General features: G+C 36.1%; 24 protein-coding genes, 1 pseudogene and 1 riboswitch. Of the genes and pseudogenes, 18 read left to right on the top strand and 7 right to left on the bottom strand.

Annotation, left to right across the window (positions count from 1 at the left end):
• Window positions 1-218: 218 nt before the first annotated feature.
• Both KHA87_RS09230 and KHA87_RS09225 read left to right on the top strand, forming a co-directional pair.
• Entirely contained in the window at window positions 219-581 is a 363-nt protein-coding gene (locus tag KHA87_RS09230) for a phage holin family protein (RefSeq protein WP_213093771.1), read from the top strand.
• Window positions 581-1,282, top strand: a complete 702-nt coding sequence (locus KHA87_RS09225; RefSeq protein ID WP_249310243.1) for an N-acetylmuramoyl-L-alanine amidase — start codon at window positions 581-583, stop codon at window positions 1,280-1,282. Before KHA87_RS09230 ends, KHA87_RS09225 begins: the two co-directional genes overlap by 1 nt.
• A gap of 25 nt (window positions 1,283-1,307) precedes the next feature.
• Here KHA87_RS09225 and KHA87_RS09220 read toward each other — a convergent pair whose 3' ends face one another.
• From KHA87_RS09220 to KHA87_RS09210, 3 genes are all read right to left on the bottom strand, one after another.
• Window positions 1,308-2,054, bottom strand: coding sequence for a hypothetical protein (locus tag KHA87_RS09220; protein ID WP_213093770.1), 747 nt, complete (start codon window positions 2,052-2,054; stop codon window positions 1,308-1,310).
• A gap of 41 nt (window positions 2,055-2,095) precedes the next feature.
• The gene (locus KHA87_RS09215; RefSeq protein ID WP_213093769.1) at window positions 2,096-2,377 is read right to left on the bottom strand and encodes a hypothetical protein; all 282 of its coding nucleotides are present in this window, start codon (window positions 2,375-2,377) and stop codon (window positions 2,096-2,098) included.
• Between the two features lie 118 nt (window positions 2,378-2,495).
• Window positions 2,496-2,717 carry a helix-turn-helix transcriptional regulator gene (locus KHA87_RS09210; protein WP_249310242.1) on the bottom strand — a complete coding sequence of 74 codons (222 nt, stop codon included), beginning with the start codon at window positions 2,715-2,717 and terminating at the stop codon, window positions 2,496-2,498.
• Between the two features lie 266 nt (window positions 2,718-2,983).
• On the opposite strand from KHA87_RS09210, the gene KHA87_RS09205 reads away from it, so the two are divergent.
• From KHA87_RS09205 to KHA87_RS09145, 13 genes and pseudogenes are all read left to right on the top strand, one after another.
• Entirely contained in the window at window positions 2,984-4,285 is a 1,302-nt protein-coding gene (locus KHA87_RS09205; protein ID WP_213093768.1) for an FtsK/SpoIIIE domain-containing protein, read from the top strand.
• Window positions 4,221-4,796, top strand: a complete 576-nt coding sequence (locus KHA87_RS09200; RefSeq protein WP_249310241.1) for a replication-relaxation family protein — start codon at window positions 4,221-4,223, stop codon at window positions 4,794-4,796. The genes KHA87_RS09205 and KHA87_RS09200 overlap by 65 nt, the downstream gene beginning before the upstream one ends.
• Window positions 4,797-4,808: 12 nt before the next feature.
• Complete coding sequence (locus tag KHA87_RS09195) at window positions 4,809-5,288, top strand: hypothetical protein (RefSeq protein WP_213093767.1); 480 nt, start codon at window positions 4,809-4,811, stop codon at window positions 5,286-5,288.
• Window positions 5,285-5,440, top strand: coding sequence for a hypothetical protein (locus tag KHA87_RS09190; protein WP_213093766.1), 156 nt, complete (start codon window positions 5,285-5,287; stop codon window positions 5,438-5,440). Before KHA87_RS09195 ends, KHA87_RS09190 begins: the two co-directional genes overlap by 4 nt.
• A 156-nt stretch (window positions 5,441-5,596) precedes the next feature.
• Window positions 5,597-6,091: pseudogene (locus KHA87_RS09185) on the top strand (ATPase, T2SS/T4P/T4SS family); the annotation flags it as partial.
• Window positions 6,078-7,070 (top strand): competence type IV pilus assembly protein ComGB, encoded by a 993-nt coding sequence (gene comGB, locus KHA87_RS09180; RefSeq protein ID WP_213093765.1) that lies wholly within the window; start codon window positions 6,078-6,080, stop codon window positions 7,068-7,070. The pseudogene KHA87_RS09185 and the gene comGB, both read left to right, overlap by 14 nt.
• 12 nt (window positions 7,071-7,082) lie before the next feature.
• Window positions 7,083-7,403: a competence type IV pilus major pilin ComGC gene (comGC, locus tag KHA87_RS09175; protein ID WP_213093764.1), complete on the top strand. Its 321-nt coding sequence runs from the start codon at window positions 7,083-7,085 to the stop codon at window positions 7,401-7,403.
• Window positions 7,400-7,840, top strand: coding sequence for a competence type IV pilus minor pilin ComGD (gene comGD, locus KHA87_RS09170; RefSeq protein ID WP_213093763.1), 441 nt, complete (start codon window positions 7,400-7,402; stop codon window positions 7,838-7,840). Before comGC ends, comGD begins: the two co-directional genes overlap by 4 nt.
• Window positions 7,827-8,144 carry a type II secretion system GspH family protein gene (locus tag KHA87_RS09165; protein ID WP_213093762.1) on the top strand — a complete coding sequence of 106 codons (318 nt, stop codon included), beginning with the start codon at window positions 7,827-7,829 and terminating at the stop codon, window positions 8,142-8,144. The genes comGD and KHA87_RS09165 overlap by 14 nt, the downstream gene beginning before the upstream one ends.
• The gene (gene comGF, locus KHA87_RS09160) at window positions 8,104-8,598 is read left to right on the top strand and encodes a competence type IV pilus minor pilin ComGF (RefSeq protein WP_213093761.1); all 495 of its coding nucleotides are present in this window, start codon (window positions 8,104-8,106) and stop codon (window positions 8,596-8,598) included. The genes KHA87_RS09165 and comGF overlap by 41 nt, the downstream gene beginning before the upstream one ends.
• Window positions 8,588-8,962, top strand: coding sequence for a competence type IV pilus minor pilin ComGG (gene comGG, locus KHA87_RS09155; protein WP_213093760.1), 375 nt, complete (start codon window positions 8,588-8,590; stop codon window positions 8,960-8,962). Before comGF ends, comGG begins: the two co-directional genes overlap by 11 nt.
• A gap of 18 nt (window positions 8,963-8,980) precedes the next feature.
• Window positions 8,981-9,478: a shikimate kinase gene (locus KHA87_RS09150; RefSeq protein WP_213093759.1), complete on the top strand. Its 498-nt coding sequence runs from the start codon at window positions 8,981-8,983 to the stop codon at window positions 9,476-9,478.
• 43 nt (window positions 9,479-9,521) lie between these two features.
• Complete coding sequence (locus tag KHA87_RS09145; RefSeq protein WP_213093758.1) at window positions 9,522-9,698, top strand: YqzE family protein; 177 nt, start codon at window positions 9,522-9,524, stop codon at window positions 9,696-9,698.
• A 37-nt stretch (window positions 9,699-9,735) separates the two neighbouring features.
• Here KHA87_RS09145 and KHA87_RS09140 read toward each other — a convergent pair whose 3' ends face one another.
• Together KHA87_RS09140 and KHA87_RS09135 are read right to left on the bottom strand one after the other, a co-directional pair.
• On the bottom strand, window positions 9,736-10,533 hold the full coding sequence (locus tag KHA87_RS09140; RefSeq protein ID WP_213093757.1) for a YqhG family protein: 798 nt from the start codon (window positions 10,531-10,533) through the stop codon (window positions 9,736-9,738).
• Window positions 10,502-12,208 carry a DEAD/DEAH box helicase gene (locus KHA87_RS09135; RefSeq protein WP_213093756.1) on the bottom strand — a complete coding sequence of 569 codons (1,707 nt, stop codon included), beginning with the start codon at window positions 12,206-12,208 and terminating at the stop codon, window positions 10,502-10,504. The genes KHA87_RS09140 and KHA87_RS09135 overlap by 32 nt, the downstream gene beginning before the upstream one ends.
• Before the next feature lie 351 nt (window positions 12,209-12,559).
• A riboswitch (glycine riboswitch) is annotated at window positions 12,560-12,658 on the top strand.
• Between the two features lie 174 nt (window positions 12,659-12,832).
• On the opposite strand from KHA87_RS09135, the gene gcvT reads away from it, so the two are divergent.
• The 3 genes from gcvT to gcvPB are packed head-to-tail and all read left to right on the top strand — an operon-like array spanning window position 12,833 to window position 16,758.
• Window positions 12,833-13,936: a glycine cleavage system aminomethyltransferase GcvT gene (gcvT, locus tag KHA87_RS09130; protein WP_213093755.1), complete on the top strand. Its 1,104-nt coding sequence runs from the start codon at window positions 12,833-12,835 to the stop codon at window positions 13,934-13,936.
• 19 nt (window positions 13,937-13,955) lie between these two features.
• On the top strand, window positions 13,956-15,305 hold the full coding sequence (gene gcvPA, locus KHA87_RS09125) for an aminomethyl-transferring glycine dehydrogenase subunit GcvPA (protein ID WP_213093754.1): 1,350 nt from the start codon (window positions 13,956-13,958) through the stop codon (window positions 15,303-15,305).
• Complete coding sequence (gene gcvPB / locus KHA87_RS09120; RefSeq protein WP_213093753.1) at window positions 15,298-16,758, top strand: aminomethyl-transferring glycine dehydrogenase subunit GcvPB; 1,461 nt, start codon at window positions 15,298-15,300, stop codon at window positions 16,756-16,758. The genes gcvPA and gcvPB overlap by 8 nt, the downstream gene beginning before the upstream one ends.
• Window positions 16,759-16,788: 30 nt before the next feature.
• Here gcvPB and KHA87_RS09115 read toward each other — a convergent pair whose 3' ends face one another.
• Both KHA87_RS09115 and KHA87_RS09110 read right to left on the bottom strand, forming a co-directional pair.
• On the bottom strand, window positions 16,789-17,586 hold the full coding sequence (locus KHA87_RS09115) for an AAA family ATPase (protein ID WP_213093752.1): 798 nt from the start codon (window positions 17,584-17,586) through the stop codon (window positions 16,789-16,791).
• A gap of 56 nt (window positions 17,587-17,642) precedes the next feature.
• A complete protein-coding gene (locus tag KHA87_RS09110) occupies window positions 17,643-18,002 on the bottom strand; it encodes a rhodanese-like domain-containing protein (protein WP_481748356.1) in 360 nt (119 codons plus the stop codon).
• Between the last annotated feature and the right edge of the window lie 246 nt (window positions 18,003-18,248).

Here is an 18,248-nt window from a genome sequence, read left to right as displayed (position 1 = left end):
TATGAAGGGTTTAAATTAGCCATATTTTTCGCGTTGTTTTTGATTTTGCTATGTACTCCAAGCATCGTGAAAGCTTATGCACCAAATTATTATAGTTACTCAGTTTGGGCATTAATACTGTATTGTATAGGATTTATTGTATATAGATTAATATTTAGAAGAGAAACCAAAGAGGGCTGATATTCAGCTCTCTTTTTATTTGATGAGGAGTGTTTACAATGATACATTTAAATAATTTTGACATTACAACAGTGGTGGGAAACATATGGTATGTTGCTCTAGCCTTTATCTTATTCGATGTGATTACAGGTTTATTGGCGGCTGCAGTTGAAAAGAAACTCAATTCATCCATCAGTTATATAGGGTTAATTCGCAAAGTGGGGCTATTCGTAGCACTCGCTTTTTTAGTATTCATGGATGCTTATGTAAGCGCAAACGGGTACATTATTAAGCTTGGTATTGGGTTGATTGTCGCTTATGAAGGTATGAGTATTGTCGAGAATCTAAGTCGTATTGGGATTAATATAAAGTTCCTTACCAAGTATTTCGATAAATCTAAAGTAAATGGAGATGGCGAATAATGAAAATCGCAATTTGTGCTGGACACGGATTAAATACACCTGGTAAACGTACTCCTGATAATTCTTTACATGAATGGGAGTTTAACAGTGCAGTAGTCACAAAACTCATTAACAAGTTGAAAACATGCCAAGGTGTGGAAATCTTAAGGACTGACGATCCAACAGGGAAAACTGATGTTCCTCTCAAAACACGTACAGACAAAGCGAACGCATGGAAAGCTGATGTTTATTACTCTCAACATGCAAACGCTGCCTATAACTCTTGGAATAGCGCAGGAGGACTCGAAACATACACCTATACCACTAAGCCAAAGGAAGCGGTTGCCTTTGCTGCAGAGGTACAGAAAAGCGTTGTGAAAGCTACAGGACTTAAGGATAGGGGAGTTAAAGCAGCAGACCTTCATATTGTGAGAGAAACACACATGACGGCAATCTTACAAGAAGGTCCATTCATGAGTAATAAAGACGAAGCTGAATTATTGAAATCAGATGCATTCCGAGAAAAATATGCCGAAGCAGTATTCCAGGCTTTTGTCTCTTTCTTCAAATTGAAAGTCCCAAAGCAGGAAGCACCAAAAGAACAACCAAAAAGTGACGATAAACTTCATAGAGTTCAAGTAGGTGCTTTTTCAGATAAAAATAATGCACAGAAGTTAGTCGATGAATTGAAGAAGAAAGGATATAATCCTTTTATTGTGTAATAAAAAGGCCCTTCAATTGAAGGGCTTATTTTTTCAATACCTTACCGTATAATTTAAAATAACCTGTTGAGGAAATATTTTTACCTGCATAACAGTTATCCCAAGCACTATCGGTATTATTATAAAAATCATCGATATATTTGTCATTCTTAGTTTTATAATAGTTTTCTAGGCTAGAAACTGCTGCATCTAAATCATCAAACGCGCGATAATAATCGTTTAATATAATGTTCATTTGCGCGAAATCACTAGTGTACGAATAGTTTTTTGTTTTTGCTTGTTTTTGCATTGCGTTAACCATTTTTAACTGATCGTTATATTCATCGATAACAGAATCATAATTCACTAACTTACTATCCAATTCAGTTCTTGTACCATTTGATATCATACTATCCTTAGCGATTTCAAAACCTCTAGACATGGTTATGATAAAATCACCTAAATCATCTAAACGTTGATATTGATTCATTATGTTGACCATAAATTTCATTTCATCTACATTCTTCTGTGGTACTCCAGGAGTTATGTTATAAGTATTTCCGGACTTTTTAACAGTAGCATTTGTTAACTTTGACAATTCGTTTATTGGAACATATACTGTTGATCCATTTGCTAAAGTAGTGGTATTTTGTTTTTTGCCACTAACTTTAACAAGGTAACTACCAAAGATAGCAGTTATTTTCTTAGCGGTAGACTTCGCATAACTGGTATTCCCAAAGACTACCGATAAAAATAAGACTGCAGCAACAAGAACTATACTTTTCTTTTTCATTCTATTTCCCCCTTTTTTGTATCAGTGGATATATTCGACATTTATTGTATATATCCTTCTTGCCTCCACTCCGATAAGTCAAATTCCTCTCTACACAACTTCGTTTCTTCGGTAATGTTACGGTCTCCATTATAAATAACCTTTTCAATCTCCAAACTTCGACTCATTTGTAATTCCGTTTCACGTATTCGAACATAAGCCCACCTTGCTGCTTCTTTGTCTGGATCCACTTTATAATTCTTCATCTTCACATATGGATTAGAGAAAAATAATATTCCTCCACCACTCTCCGAACGTACGTGTATCTCGATGTGTATTTGCATTTGAATTACTCCAATCGTATATCGCTATTTCTCACGTTCACTTATTTGTAATTTCTTCCAATATAATTCTAATATGTATTCATAACACTTTTGAATAGCTTCATCAAAATGAGGACCTTCAATTATAGTTACCTTCATCCGTTTCACCTCTTTCGTATAAATCATCGACTTTTACACCTAACAAATGAGCTAGATCGAATAGTTCTGGCGCGGTCGGGAACGTTCTACCTGTACACCAATTACTTATAGTAGTTGCAGTTTTATTGTATCTCCTCTTAAGGTATTCTCTCTTATATGGAGATTCGTCGATTAGTTTCCCGATATTACTTTTCAGTTTCATTATCATCACCTAACAAAGTATTCGATAATATTTGAAAAATACCTTTCAAAAATAAATTTGATAAATTATCAAAATTAAATTTTGATTTTCGTTATTAGACAATCATTATCTTAATATGCTTTATCAAATACCATCGCAGTATAGCAATTAAGCATATTCCCGATTCTTTCCTATCTAGCGATTGAGAGGTGATTTTGCTATTCCTGATGGTAGTAACAATTACTTCGTAATTTCAATGAGGTGGCGCAGAAAGGAAGTGAATTTGAATGATTTTCGAAGCACTCACCACATTAGTCATGGGATGGATTGGATTAAAAGCGTATTTATCGAAAAGCGGGGAGGGGAATGATTCAAACAAAATCAATAAAATATTTTCACTAACCGGTTTGAATGTCAAAGACGGTAAAGAAACATATACAGCACAGTTATTAAAAAAACGTAATCATGAATGGGGCACAGAATATCGTTATCGTATTCCTTTAGGAAGAAGTTTCGAGGATTATGTAGCAAAACAAAATCATATAGAGGATGGACTTAACTCACGTATTATCAAGATGGAATTTAGAGACTTAAAAGGCCTTAAATTAGATCGTAATATCATTGCTAATATAAAAAGTCTATATCAAAAAAAGCTAAAGAACAGGAAGGAAATAGAGCTATCCTATGATGGTGTTTTAATTATAAGAGTCTATAATGATCCGATGCCAAGTGAAATATCGTTAGGAGAAGGTAATGGATGGAGAGTTCCTTTTGGAATAACAAGAGAAAAAAATGAACCTGTATATCACGATTTTGAACAAATACCACACTTAGCATTAGGAGGGGCTACTAGGTACGGTAAATCAAACCTGATTAACTGTATAATCACATCATTAATAAGGCAACAACCAAATAACGTAAAATTCCATTTAATCGACCTAAAAGGCGGTGTAGAGTTATGCGACTACGAAAGTATTAACCAAACTATTTCCATCGCATACGAGCCAGAGGAAGCGCTAGAGACATTAGAAAACGCTTATAACATTATGAGGTATAAACAAGAGATTTTACGTAAAGCAGGAAAGAAAAAAGTCCAGGATGCTGGAATTGTCGAACGTCACTTTGTCATCATAGACGAAGTCGGAGAATTGAATCCAGATGAAGCAGTAACTAGTGAGGAAAAAGCGCTAAAAAAACAATGTCAGAAGTATATGAGTCAGATTTCAAGACTAGGAGCATCATTAGGGTTTCGACAAATCTTAGCAACTCAATATCCAACAGGTGATGTAATTCCCCGCCAGTGTAAACAAAATAGCGATGCAAAACTTTGCTTTCGAGTTCAATCGGCTATCGCATCAAGAGTTGTTTTGGATGGTGATGGAGCAGAAAAACTACCAAAAATAAAAGGTAGAGCCATTTACCAAAATGCTGATCAAAAAACCATCATACAAACTCCTTTAATCACACCTAAAGACATCAAAGATACTATCAAACCTCACATCATAGATAAAGGAGTGAAAAAGGTTGAAACCATTAAGCAAAAGACAAGAAGCGATACTCTTATCTTTGAAGAAACTCGATTATCTTAACCGCGATCAACTCTCTAAAATCCACAGACTCGGAAAACCAAGAAACACAAACCGTATCCTTAGCACACTATCACCTTATCTATCCAATTTTAGAGAAGAATATTCAACCATTTATTATTTAAACAAAGAAGGAAGGGAGTATGTAAGTTGTAATAAGATTCGAAGAAAAACAAACTATGTGAATCACATCATTATGAGAAATGACTTCTATATCTATGCAGGATTCCCTTCCAACTGGAGGAACGAAATTAAAATAAAGTTAGATAAATATTCCGTTACTTGTGATGCTTTGTATGTATCAAATGGAAAAAGGTACTGCTTAGAAGTAGATCATAAACAAAACATGAAAGAAAACAAGGCGAAAATAAACCGATATATAACACTTTTTAAATTATCTAAGGATTTCCCGAAATTAATATGGCTTACCACAACAGAGAACCGAAAAAATCAACTGAAAGAACTGTGTAAAGAGTTACCTTGTATAGTCTATAGTATCGACGATATTCGATAAGGAGGGAGAATAATGAAAGCGAAATCCATTAAATTTAATGCTTTTATGGATGGATCGTTTAGAGAGGAATATAAAGTAAGAAAACAAAAGATTGTAAAACGTTCAGCGAGTATTGCGAGTGTCATTGGTATTCCTTTATTACTTACAGGAGGAGTTGGCGCAGCTAGTCTAGCAGTAGCTGGGTTCAAAGCATTGGCAACTACATCCACAACGATTCCAGTAGGACCTGTTGTTGAAGTTGGAGCAAGTGAATATATTAGCGATACAGCATTAAGAACGTTGGCTCATGCATTGGATCCGTTAGTCGATATATTAGTAGCAATTTCACTTCCGGTAGCTTCCGTAGTAATGGTCGGTGGTTGTTTCTTCTTTATATTAGGTAATTCCGAAAAAGCTTGGAGCATGATTCAAAACGCAGGATTAGGATATGTATTAATTCAATTATCACCTTTATTCGTAAAGGTATTAGAACAGGTGGGGAAAGCAGTATGAATGAACAAAGTATAACAGCTCTATTAATCGATAAATTAGTAGATATTCAAATTGAAAATAATATCAGCAATGACCAAATGGTAAGAATATTATTCCGACTTTCTTTAATGTATGTAAAGGAAGCGAAGTTAGAAAGTGAACTGTATAAATAAAAAAAGGTCAAGCGATTGACCACTTGACCACCAAAATGCTCACACACTAGTGTTAACTAGGGTGAATCTATATTTAAAAATTGAGGGGTGTTTTGTTTAAAACCATTGATATATAAGGATTTTCGAGTTTATCGTTAATCGGATGAAACCAATGTAATAATACAATACAGTCCTGACATCATTATCCTAGGGGAGATACGGGATCAAGAAACGGCCGTAATAGCTATTCGTGCAGCATTAACAGGGCACTTGGTGTTAAGCACATTGCACACAAGGGATGCAAAAGGAGCGATATATCGATTATTGGAATTTGGTATTAAACAAAATGAGATTGAGCAAACATTAATAGGCATTACAGCACAACGGCTTGTCACACTTATGTGTCCTTTTTGCGGAGAAAATTGTTCAAAATATTGCTCACACTATCATAATAAACGAAGAGTAGCTGTTTACGAGCTTCTTCATGGAAATATTTTGCGACAAGTATTAAGTGAGGTAAATGGAGAAGCAGCTCCATATCATTACTCCACATTGAAAGAAACTTTAAGAAAGGGGATTGCTCTTGGATATATCTCTAAACAGGAATATGATCGTTGGGTTTTTGAATCGGAAGAGGAGAAAACTAAAGGATCAAGGTATGTTTTTAACTAGGCTTGGGGAAATGCTTCAAAATGGTTTTTCATTGGCTGAGGCAATCGAATTTCTAGGAAGGATAGATAAAAATATCTATTCTCTGACCAGCAATATGTTAAAGAAGTTTCAAGAAGGAATAGCCATCCATGAAATATTTAGCGAGGAACAATTTGATAAGAAGGCTTGCGCTCAAATTTACTTTGCTGAAAAACATGGAAATCTTGCTATTGCCTTGGCGGAGGCTGGTAAGTACTTATTAAAAAGGGATAAAGAACGAAAAACTTTATGGAAATTATTACAATATCCACTTGTTCTAGTTGGAATACTTATCCTTATTCTCTTTATGCTAAAAAACATCTTACTTCCGCAATTTACTGATTTATACACATCTTTAGATTATCACCCCTCATCAGTTATTCAATTTTTTGCCGTAATCATGGAGAATGGCCCTCGGTATTTCTTCGTTTTTTCCGTAAGTGTTTTCTTATTTATTCCAGTCTCCTATATTTTCTTTAAAAAATGGCCTCCAATAAAAAGGGCAGAGTGGATTGCCCGGATTCCTATCATTCAACAATATTATAAATTATTCAACAGTCAATTCTTAGCAAGGGAATGCAGTTTTTTACTGCAGAGCGGTTTTTCCATTAATGAGATACTAGTTTGCATAGCATCACAAAATTATCGTCCTTTGTTAAAAAACGTTGCAGAGATCATCCGCAAAGATTTAACAGTAGGTCTTTCCTTTTCCGATTCTCTTAAGAAGTTTTCGTTCTATGATAAACAGTTAATTTCCATCATTCAACATGGTGAAAAAAATGGAAAACTAGATCAAGAAATGCTTTTTTTTAGTCGCTATTGCCTTGGGCTAATGGAAGACAAAATGGAAAAGGTTTTTAAATTATTACAGCCAATTATGTTCATCATTGTCGGTCTATTAGTACTTGCAGTCTATATGTCTATTATGCTGCCGATGTTTGATATGTTGGATTCCATATAAGGAGGAAATTCAATGAAATACACTAAAAGCCAAAAAGCTTTTACGTTAATTGAAATGTTAGTGGTTCTTTTGGTTATCACCATTTTAATATTTGTTGCTATTCCAAATATCACAAAGCACAGCAAAAGTATCAATAATAAAGGGTGTGAAGCATTCGTAAATATGGTACAAGGTCAGGTAGAAGCATATGAAATGGAATTTCATACGTATCCGGCAAGTGTCAATGAATTGGTAAACAAAGGGTTTTTGCAGGAAAGCAGAGCAAAATGCTCTAATGGAAATTCCATTATTATTGACAAAGACGGAAAGGTTTCGGAGGATAAAAGTTCTTGAAAGCTAACTTTGGAAATAAAGGTTTTACTATGGTAGAAGTGTTAATTGTCCTACTTCTTTTCACTATATTTCTTTCCTTTAGTATGGCGATTTTTAAACCATTAAAAAATGCAATGGAGAAGAAATTGATAATATCACAGTTAGAAGCAGATCTCTATTACGCCCAAACATATGCGGTTAATAGGCAGGAGCCTGTTTCAGTACAATTTTATCCAATGGACAATCGTTATGTAATGAAAGCAGGAAAAGGGAAAGTCATTGTTAATCGGTTATGGACATCATCTGTAACATTGATGAATGGAGGAACCTTTAATTCCTTTACTATTTTACCGGATGGGAATATCAGTAAGTTCGGGAAACTTTCATTCCAGATAAATGGGCGAACATTTTCATTGATATTTAATATTGGAAGGGGAAGGTTTCGTGTTCAAGAATGAAAAGGGGTTTACCATTGCTGAAGGGCTAGTTTCATTTGGAGCAATCATTATCGTTGCATGCATCCTATTCCCTCTAATGTTTCAGACGATAGTGAAGCTTCAGGAATATAAAGAAACCCTGGTCGCATACCGGTTTTTATATGAGGCAGCGGAACAACTAATGATTGACGACACTATTTTCTCCGACAGCAAAACATTAGATGGGACCTTATACAATCTAAATGCAACAACTAATAATGGAAATTGGAAGGTATGTGTTTTTTATGAAAGTAGACAAGCCTGTATTTCCGCAATGGAGAAATGAAGGCGGCTTTACCTTAGTAGAATCCATTTTTGTACTGATGATTGTTGTTACGATTTTAGGAATATTCCCGCTTATCATTAAAGGTTTCAGCCATATCAATCAATCCTTATCCACAGAGGTAACATTTGAATGGAATACCTTTTTAATGCAGCTTAGAAAAGAGATAAGAAATAGTAGTGATGTTGGAGTAGCAGGGGATAAGCTCATATTGTATGTGAATGGGGAAAAGGTAACGTATGAACAATATGGTTCATTGATAAGAAGAAGGGTACATGATTCTGGACATGAGGTTGTGCTGCAAAAGGTAAAAAATGCGGAGTTTTTGATTCATGATAACAAAATGGAATTAATCGTTCATTTTACAAATGATCGTATGGAAACTGCCGCATTTTCTTTTTTTTCGTCTTCGATTACAGAAAATCAAAGCATGGAGGAAACGAAAAATGAAAAATGAAAAGGGATATATCCTGCCTTTTACATTAATGCTTTCTTTTCTTGCGTTTTTTGTATTCGTTTCTTCTGTCCAAATTTATGTATCAGAGTCACGCTATATACATGAGGCAAAAGGATATTATATTAGGAACAGTATAATGATTTTAGGTTTGAAAACACTAATCAATCATATTGAAAATCAATCTATACAAGATCATGGTATGTTATCATTTGAGGAAGGCACTGTTTCATATAGGATAGAATCTCTGGATGAACATAAATACCGAATCATTCTAGAAACAAATCTTTCTTATGGACAAGAAACGAAAAATGAATTAGTGTATGACCATTATCGAAAAAGTATTACTAAATGGATAGAAATGTGAGAGGAGAATTTCGAAAGAATGTTTCCACTTTATATTATAGGTTTTATGGGTGCAGGAAAAACGACGATAGGAAAAAAATTGTCTGATGTTCTCGATATTTCCGTTTTCGATACGGATCATCTTGTCGAGCAACAGGAAGGAAAAAGAATACCGGAAATTTTTTCAGAAAAAGGGGAGCATTATTTCCGTGATAAAGAATCGGAAATATTAACAAACACCAAAAATATGAATGCCATTATTACAACTGGCGGAGGAATTATCCTGCGAAAGGGTAATCGAGAGTTGATAAAGTCAAGCGGTGTATCCGTATTTCTTCAATGTGATATTGAAATTATCATGAAGAGACTACAAAATGATACTTCTAGACCACTTTTAATGAATAAAAAGCTAGAAGAAGTGAAGGCATTATTTGAATTAAGAATGCCTTATTATGAGGAAGCGGCCAGTTTTACGATTGATACATCCTTTCTAACCGTTCCAGAAACCGTAGAGGAAATTCTCAAAAGAATAAAATAGTGCGATTGTGGGCACACTTCAATGGAAAAAGGGGTGTGCAAAAATGTCCACTAATGATTATATAAAATACATTACCCAAACTTTTGTAAAGCATTTTGATATGCCGAAAACAACTAGGAAAGAAATTCGAATGCAAAGAAAAATGGAGAAATCTCCATTTTTGAACAGATGGTTTGGAATGATTCCAATGGCTATATGGATGATTTTTAAAAGGAAATAGAAGAGGCAACAATCTGCATACTCTTCTTTTTCCTTTTTTATTTTATAGTGGATGTATTTAAATAAAATAGTCCTCCATTAATAATTTCGATTTTGATTACCGGTTCATATTGTTCGCGTAGTGCTTCTTTTTCAATAAAATAGCTCTCAGGTTTTTCTTCCAAATCTTCATAAAAGTGATCTAATAATGCTAAATCCTCCTCCCATCTTTGTTTTGCTTGTTCTGCCCAACTGTGATCTTCACCAAGAATTTCTTGTTGTAGATAGGATTCAATTCTGTTCACTCCGCTTTTCGGCATGATAATGGGAGAAAGTGTAAAACACAAATCAGGTATTTTTGGAGTTAGTTTTTTTTCTAGTAGATGCTTCTGAAAATTCTCTACCAATGCGCCATTAATCATGTTAAGACCAAATGACCGAAATATATCCCTCTTCCTGTCGCACTGGTATGAAACTTTAATGTTCACACCTAGCCATGGATATAATGGCCTTTGCTGATGTTGAGTCACTTTTGTTTCTTCATACAAACGAATATATCCCGCAAGGTCTTTGGTCGATTGGAATATTTGATGAAGTCGGGGAGCGCCGAAATGAATCATCTCTCCTTTGATTTCATCCGGAGCTTTACTTTTATCGGTTATGATGGTGAGTTTGGCGGGATTTGGGATGCCGCCAGTTTTCTCAAGATAATGCCAATAAAAAGGTCGATTCATCAGTTCTTTATCCATATCAATGGTTAACTGAACAGTCAAATATCCAGGGTGATTCTCTAGTAATTCACAGTCATTGGCAGTGAAATAGCGTTCAAGAAATTGATGAATTTCCGCTTGCTGCATGCATCAATCCCTCCTCATTATCTTTAATACTTTCTGCAAATTGAATCATTTCTGTTAAATTTTCCATTTTAATCTTCATTTCGCCTTCTGATTTAGAATTTTGAAAGATATCCTTTAAATGGTTCTCTAATTTGCCAAATTCCAGGCGTGTAAGAATATCATCCAATTCTCCGATAACCCGTTCAAATAAATTAATTTTTTCATATAATAGCTTTAAGATATGGTCTTCCACTGTATTTTTCGTTGCCAGATTATATATATGAACATCTTCCTCTTGCCCAAGGCGATGAACACGTCCTATTCTCTGTTCTAACCTCATTGGGTTCCATGGTAGATCAAAGTTAATCATATGGTGACAAAATTGTAAATTAATTCCTTCGCCTCCCGCCTCTGTTGCAATGAGAACCTGTGTATGCTTTTGAAATAGTTCCTTCATCCAATCTTTCTTGCCGCGTTTAAAGCCCCCGCGAAATGGAACAGAGGTTATTCCATGTTGTTTTAGAAACCATTGCAAATAGAGTTGGGTTGCCCGGTATTCTGTGAAAATAATGACCTTGTCATTAATTTGCTTTATGAGCTCAAGTGTTTTTTCGGCCTTGGAATTTTGCTTAACTGCCTCGATTTTCTGAATAAGGAACTTTATTTTTTCCTCGAATGCAGGTGTTGGATTTTCTCTCTTTTGGAGCATGTTTTTTAATGTGTAGTATACGGCTTCTCTGCTGCTGCATGCTTCCCTTTGCAGTGTCATAATGGTAAATCCGGCACTGGAAAAATAATCATCATTTTGCTTTAAAATATCAATAGCTGTATAAAGCTCTCTTTCTTCTTTGGTAAATTCAATGAGCACAGTTTTCACATGCCGCTTTGTCCATTCAATTCCCGTATCTGAACGGCGATTGCGAATCATAACCTTATTCACGAGGTCATTCAAATGCTTATCATCTTTAATATTTCGATCGCCGTTCTTAAATTTTTCGATAAATCCTGTTTGATTTCCGAGATGACCAGGCTTTAATAATGAAACTAGATGAAAAATTTCATCGATCCGGTTTTGAATGGGAGTTGCTGTTAATAACAGACAGAATTTCTTTTTAAGATTTTGTACAAATTCATAGTTCTTTGTTTTATGATTTTTAAGCTTATGCGCCTCATCGATAATAACTAGATCATAATTTTGATCATATATTTTTTCCCGATGCGGACTTCTCTTAGCTGTATCGATGGATGATACAACACAATCGAATTGATCCCATACATAGCTTTTCTTTTGAGCGACAGCAGGTATATGGAACTTCGTATTTAGTTCAAATGCCCATTGTGATACTAGGGATGCTGGCACTAAGATGAGCACCTTTTTCACAAGCTTCCTAATCATATATTCTTTTAGGATTAATCCCGCCTCAATTGTTTTTCCAAGGCCGACCTCATCTGCTAGGATTGCTTTACCATTCATATTTTCAACTACCTGTCTTGCAACCTCTAATTGATGAGGTAATGGTTTCAAATTTGCTAAATGCTTCGGCGCTTGAAGCCCTTCAAATTCAGGGATAATAATATGTTTTTCCATTTCAACTGCTAGCTTATAGAGCTCCCAATTACCCCATGGACCGTCCTTATGAAAACGATTGGATAATTCCTCGCCCCAAGCCTGATCAAATTCAATATTGACCGTCATATTGCCACTCCTTAATTATGCTCAGTAATGCCATTTAATGGTTGTTTTCGCATGTATTGTTTAAAATTTAAAAGTTTGCAATCCTAATATAGACTTGGTTTCCGGGCATCATTTAGTAAGAACATTACGGATTTTGAACCAATGTAAATGTGTAATTTGGTTACGTTCACCAAAAGCAACAATGTTTTTAAAACAGCCTATTTAATAGATGAAAAATTATCTTAATATACTATAAAAATTGATTGCTGAATGAAGTGTTTAATGATAGGATGAAAATAGCTTGAACATATTGTTAAGCATGACATTTTCGTTATTTCTTAGTATGCCCACTTTTTAATTAAATATAGGCGAATGAGAACAAGGGGAGAGACTGCCAAAGATGTCGGCAGCGCCGAAGGAGCAAATAACGAAAGTTGTGAATCTCTCAGGCAAAAAGACTCTTGTTTGACGCATCTCTGGAGAGCGCTTACTTTTTGAAGCCACCCAAGAGGAAAACCATGAGAATGGTAAACTTTCAGGTTACAGGACAGAGGAACTTTTTAAGGAGTTTCTCTGTCCATTTTTATGCCTTCTTACATTAAAGGTGGCATAATAAGATTTACTATCAAATAAGGGGGAATAACAATGTCATTAAAAAGGACACCATTGTTTGACGTTTATAAAGAGTATGGCGGAAAAACAATTGATTTTGGAGGGTGGGAGCTCCCAGTTCAGTTTTCAAGCATTAAGGAAGAGCATGAAGCTGTTAGAACAAAAGCTGGATTATTTGATGTTTCCCATATGGGTGAATTTACGGTAAAAGGAAAAGATAGTTTAGCGTTTTTACAAAAAATGATGACGAATGATGTTTCGAAAATAGCGGATGGCGGTGCACAGTATACGGCAATGTGCTATGAAAATGGCGGTACAGTAGATGATTTATTAGTCTATAAAAATTCTGATGAGGATTATCTGCTGGTTGTGAATGCGGCAAACATTGAAAAGGATTTTTCATGGCTACTGGACCATGTAAGCGGCGATGTAGTTCTTGAAAATATTTCTGATTCGTTAGCTCAGCTTGCACTGCAAGGTCCGAAGGCAGAGGAAATCCTTCAGAAACTTGTTGGAAACAAGGAATTATCAGAAATTAAGTTTTTTAAATTTTCTCCAAATGTTGAATTGAACGGTGTGACTGCACTAGTTTCAAGAACTGGCTACACAGGTGAAGACGGATTTGAAATTTATTGCAATAAAGAAGATGCTGTAATGCTTTGGAAGGCGATATTGGATGCCGGCAAAGAAGATGGTGTACTTCCATGTGGCTTAGGAGCAAGGGATACACTTCGTTTTGAGGCAACACTTCCTTTATATGGTCAGGAGCTTTCCTCTGATATATCACCATTAGAGGCTGGCATTGGCTTTGCTGTGAAGGTAGGAAAGGAAGCAGATTTTATTGGCAAAGCTGCTTTGCAATCGCAGAAAGAAGCTGGCTTACTGCGCAAGCTTGTCGGAGTAGAAATGATTGACCGTGGCATACCAAGACATGGTTACAAGGTATTTGTAAATGATAGTGAGGTTGGAGAAGTAACCTCTGGAACACAATCTCCTACTTTCAAAACCAATATTGGGCTGGCTCTTGTAAATACCGAATACAGCGAAATAGGGCAAGAGGTAGAAATAGAAATACGCGGAAAATTATTAAAAGCAAAAGTTGTACCAACACCATTTTATAAAAAGGCAAAAAAATAGGATGGGAGAGAACCGATACATGACTACGCATCGTTATTTACCGATGACCGAGCAAGATCAAAAAGAGATGCTGGCAACAATAGGAGTAGACTCAGTGGACGAATTATTCCAGGACATTCCGGAAAAAGTTCATTTTAAAGGTCAATATAATATTAAGAATGCTAAATCAGAGACAGCTTTATTAAAAGAGCTAACCCAGTTAGCTTCTAAAAATGCAGATTTAAAACAAAATGTTTCCTTTTTAGGAGCAGGTGTATACGATCATTATATTCCTACTATTGTGGATCATGTTATTTCACGGTCCGAGTTTTATACAGCATATACACCTTATCAGCCAGAAATTTCTCAAGGGGAATTACAGGCAATCTTTGAATTTCAAACAATGATTTGCGAACTTACAGGTATGGATGTTGCCAATTCCTCTATGTATGACGGTGGGACTGCGCTTGCAGAAGCAGCGATGTTATCTTGCGGTCAAACGAAGAAAAAGAAAGTCATTATTTCTGAAACGGTACACCCTGAATCTCGTGAGGTTTTAAAAACATATGCAAAAGGTCAATACATTGAAGTAGTGGAAATTCCTCATGAGAATGGAATAACTAACCTAGAAGCTTTGAAAGCAGAAATGGACGAAGATGTGGCTGCTGTAATTGTTCAATATCCGAACTTCTTCGGCCAAATTGAGCCTCTAAAGGAACTTGAACCGCTTGCCCATCAATATAAAGGACTTTTTGTCGTATCAAGCAATCCGCTTGCATTAGGTGTCTTAGCTTCTCCTGGTTCACTTGGGGCAGATATTGTGGTAGGGGATGCGCAAGTTTTTGGTATTCCTTCTGCATTCGGTGGTCCACATTGTGGTTATTTTGCTGTTACAACAAAATTAATGCGAAAAGTACCTGGTCGTTTAGTTGGCCAAACAACTGATGAAAATGGATTAAGAGGGTTTGTTTTAACCTTACAAGCAAGGGAACAGCATATCAGACGCGATAAGGCAACTTCTAATATATGTTCCAATCAGGCATTAAATGCTCTTGCAGCATCCGTTGCTATGACAGCTTTAGGCAAAAAAGGCGTAAAGGAAATGGCTGCGCAAAATATTCATAAAGCTCAATATGCAATGAACCTATTAAAGAATAAGGGATTTGAAATTGCTTTTACAGGTCCAAGCTTTAATGAATTCGTTATTAAACTCTCAAAACCAGTAAAACAATTGAACCAAAGCCTTCTACAAAAAGGCATCATAGGCGGCTACGATTTGGGACGTGATTACAAACAGTTGGAAAATCACATGCTTATCGCAGTGACTGAGCTTCGTACAAAAGAGGAAATTGATAACTTCGTAGAGGAATTGGGGGATAGCCATGAATAATGCAGATCAACCGCTAATTTTTGAACTAACGAAACCAGGACGTGTTGGTTACAGTCTTCCGGAATTAGATGTACCGGAAACCAATCTTGCAGAATATCTGCCTTCTGAATATCTTCGTGAAGATGAACCGAATTTACCTGAGGTTTCAGAGCTGGATATTATGCGCCATTATACCGCTCTTTCAAAACGAAACCATGGTGTGGATTCCGGCTTCTATCCACTTGGTTCATGTACCATGAAATATAATCCGAAGATTAATGAGGTTGTGGCTCGTTATCCTGGATTTGCCCATATACATCCGTTACAAGATGAAAGCTCCATACAAGGTGCTTTAGGTTTATTGTATGATCTACAAGAGCATTTAATTGAGATTACTGGTATGGACGAGGTTACGCTTCAACCTGCAGCAGGTGCTCATGGTGAATGGACAGGACTTATGATGATTCGTGCATACCATGAAGCAAATGGAGATAATCAACGGACAAAGGTAATTGTACCGGATTCTGCACACGGTACGAATCCAGCTTCGGCGACAGTGGCAGGTCTTGAAACAGTTACAGTAAAGTCTAATGAAAATGGTTTAGTTGATTTAGATGATTTGCGTAGTTTAGTTGGACCGGATACAGCTGCCTTAATGCTAACAAATCCAAATACTTTAGGACTTTTTGAAGAAAATATTTTGGAAATGGCAGAGATAGTGCATAGTGCTGGTGGGAAGTTATACTATGATGGTGCGAATCTAAATGCGGTATTGTCGAAAGCACGTCCAGGAGATATGGGCTTTGATGTTGTACATTTAAATCTTCATAAAACATTTACCGGCCCTCATGGCGGTGGCGGCCCTGGTTCTGGACCTGTCGGTGTGAAAGAAGATTTAATACCGTTCTTACCAAAACCAGTGATCGTGAAAAAAGGAGACGAATTTGCCTTTGATTATGATCGTCCACAATCCATCGGTCGTGTTAAACCTTACTACGGAAACTTTGGCATTAATGTAAGAGCCTATACGTATATCCGTACAATGGGACCGGACGGTTTACAAGCAGTAACGGAATATGCAGTATTAAATGCAAATTACATGATGAGAAGATTAGCAGAATATTATGATCTGCCATATGATCGTCATTGTAAGCATGAATTTGTATTGAGCGGAAAGCGCCAAAAGAAATTAGGTGTTCGTACATTAGATATCGCCAAGCGTCTGCTAGACTTTGGCTATCATCCACCTACTATCTACTTCCCGTTAAATGTGGAAGAATGTATGATGATTGAGCCGACAGAAACAGAATCAAAGGAAACGCTTGATGCCTTTATTGATGCAATGATTCAAATTGCAAAGGAAGCAGAGGAGAATCCAGAGATCGTTCAAGAGGCTCCACATAACACAGTCATCAAACGCTTGGATGAAACACAAGCCGCGCGTAAGCCGATTTTGAGATATATGAAAGCATAAGAAAAGGCCTCTCTTTGAAGAGGCCTTTTTCTATAAGTACTTAATAAACCGTTGTGGGAATTCTAAAAATTGTTTTGTAATCTGAACATGCTCTGTTTCCTCGTAGTTAATTTTTACAGGCGGATGCGAGTCAAAAGTAAATAAATCAGAATTAGGAATCCCCATTAATATTGGTGAATGCGTGACAATAATGAATTGAGATCCGTTTTGAATTGCTTCCAGGAGAATACTTATAAATGTAAGCTGACGCATTGGAGACAAAGGTACTTCAGGTTCATCGAGTAGATAGAGCCCGTTTGGCCGTATTCGTGCTTGAAAGAAATCTAAAAAGCTTTCACCGTGGGATCTTGTATCAAGGCCATTTTGATAGAGGTGTTGTAGTTCATGAAGCGTTCGTTTATGCGGCATAGATGCCAAGGATTTAGCATGAGCAGATTTATGTTTGTATTCTTCCTCTATCGATTTCAACTCATTTTCCGCTTCTACTCTCATTTGTTTGATACGATTTGTAAATGAGAGAAAATCCTCTGCTCTTAAAAAGAAGCCTGTTTTTGTCTGCACCTTCCATTTTAAAAGGAAGGAATCTGCTAACTCCTTTGCATGTAGGAAGTCGGGATCGTCACTTACTTCAGCTCCACCTGCAGCCGGGAGATTACAGGATGCTGCGATTCCTTGCAAAAAGGTAGATTTTCCACTACCATTTTCCCCAATAAATATGGTAACAGGATTTTGAAAGTTAATAGACTGAAATTGGTCAAAAATCGGTAATGAAAAAGGATAATAGTGTCGAAAAGCTTTACTTTTCAATTGTACAGACTCTAAAAACATGGCTTATCACCTCTTATCCATTTTAAAAAAAACCGCAGCAAAAACTGCGGTTTACATTATTTCGCTTTAATACGTCCTGACCATTTTTTAAAGCCGCCTTGTAAATGATAAAGATCACGATATCCCTTTCGGTGCAGCATTTGAGCTACGCGTGCACTTCTCATTCCACTTTGGCAATACAGATAGACTGGCTTATCCGGGCGAATTTCTTTCATTCTCATTTTCATTTGAGAAAGAGGTATATTGCGAGCGCCGAGAATATGCCCTCCTTCAAATTCATTTGCTTCTCGAACATCAATAAGCTGTGCTTTCCGATATCCAGCCTTGAACTCCTCTTCTGTCAAGGTTTTTACAATTCTCTTTTGTGCAAAATAGTTATAAAGTGTGTAAGCAATAATTGCTACGACTACGATGATAAAAAAGTACCATTGTGACAATTTATTTATGCTCCTTTCTACGAGTAACACTATATCTATTATATTCGTCCAAGCTGCTTGAATCAAAACATTTTATCTAATTTGTCAAAGTAAGTATAACTTTCTATTTTGTTATTCAAAATCAAGTTGAATTGCAAGAGAAAAATATATTTTTTTCTAAAATTAAAAATGGGCGAATTTTCCTGTAATTATAAGACTTTACGACGATTTTCTCGTTTGCAACGT

The organism is Bacillus sp. FJAT-49736 (assembly GCF_018343615.1).
Lineage (GTDB): Bacteria > Bacillota > Bacilli > Bacillales > Bacillaceae_C > Margalitia.
Note: the sequence above shows the minus strand (reverse complement) of the source record. Positions and strands in the feature narration are given on the sequence as shown.

Coding starts and splice junctions, on each gene's coding strand:
- KHA87_RS09230 (WP_213093771.1), top strand. CDS start 219: ATGATACATTTAAATAATTTTGACATTACAACAGTGGTGGGAAACATA.
- KHA87_RS09205 (WP_213093768.1), top strand. CDS start 2,984: ATGATTTTCGAAGCACTCACCACATTAGTCATGGGATGGATTGGATTA.
- KHA87_RS09225 (WP_249310243.1), top strand. CDS start 581: ATGAAAATCGCAATTTGTGCTGGACACGGATTAAATACACCTGGTAAA.
- KHA87_RS09210 (WP_249310242.1), bottom strand. CDS start 2,717: ATGAAACTGAAAAGTAATATCGGGAAACTAATCGACGAATCTCCATAT.
- KHA87_RS09115 (WP_213093752.1), bottom strand. CDS start 17,586: ATGTTTTTAGAGTCTGTACAATTGAAAAGTAAAGCTTTTCGACACTAT.
- gcvPA (WP_213093754.1), top strand. CDS start 13,956: ATGACTACGCATCGTTATTTACCGATGACCGAGCAAGATCAAAAAGAG.
- comGB (WP_213093765.1), top strand. CDS start 6,078: ATGTTTTTAACTAGGCTTGGGGAAATGCTTCAAAATGGTTTTTCATTG.
- comGF (WP_213093761.1), top strand. CDS start 8,104: ATGAAAGTAGACAAGCCTGTATTTCCGCAATGGAGAAATGAAGGCGGC.
- gcvT (WP_213093755.1), top strand. CDS start 12,833: ATGTCATTAAAAAGGACACCATTGTTTGACGTTTATAAAGAGTATGGC.
- gcvPB (WP_213093753.1), top strand. CDS start 15,298: ATGAATAATGCAGATCAACCGCTAATTTTTGAACTAACGAAACCAGGA.
- KHA87_RS09220 (WP_213093770.1), bottom strand. CDS start 2,054: ATGAAAAAGAAAAGTATAGTTCTTGTTGCTGCAGTCTTATTTTTATCG.
- comGC (WP_213093764.1), top strand. CDS start 7,083: ATGAAATACACTAAAAGCCAAAAAGCTTTTACGTTAATTGAAATGTTA.
- KHA87_RS09195 (WP_213093767.1), top strand. CDS start 4,809: ATGAAAGCGAAATCCATTAAATTTAATGCTTTTATGGATGGATCGTTT.
- KHA87_RS09150 (WP_213093759.1), top strand. CDS start 8,981: ATGTTTCCACTTTATATTATAGGTTTTATGGGTGCAGGAAAAACGACG.
- KHA87_RS09190 (WP_213093766.1), top strand. CDS start 5,285: ATGAATGAACAAAGTATAACAGCTCTATTAATCGATAAATTAGTAGAT.
- KHA87_RS09135 (WP_213093756.1), bottom strand. CDS start 12,208: ATGACGGTCAATATTGAATTTGATCAGGCTTGGGGCGAGGAATTATCC.
- KHA87_RS09145 (WP_213093758.1), top strand. CDS start 9,522: ATGTCCACTAATGATTATATAAAATACATTACCCAAACTTTTGTAAAG.
- KHA87_RS09140 (WP_213093757.1), bottom strand. CDS start 10,533: ATGCAGCAAGCGGAAATTCATCAATTTCTTGAACGCTATTTCACTGCC.
- KHA87_RS09215 (WP_213093769.1), bottom strand. CDS start 2,377: ATGCAAATACACATCGAGATACACGTACGTTCGGAGAGTGGTGGAGGA.
- comGG (WP_213093760.1), top strand. CDS start 8,588: ATGAAAAATGAAAAGGGATATATCCTGCCTTTTACATTAATGCTTTCT.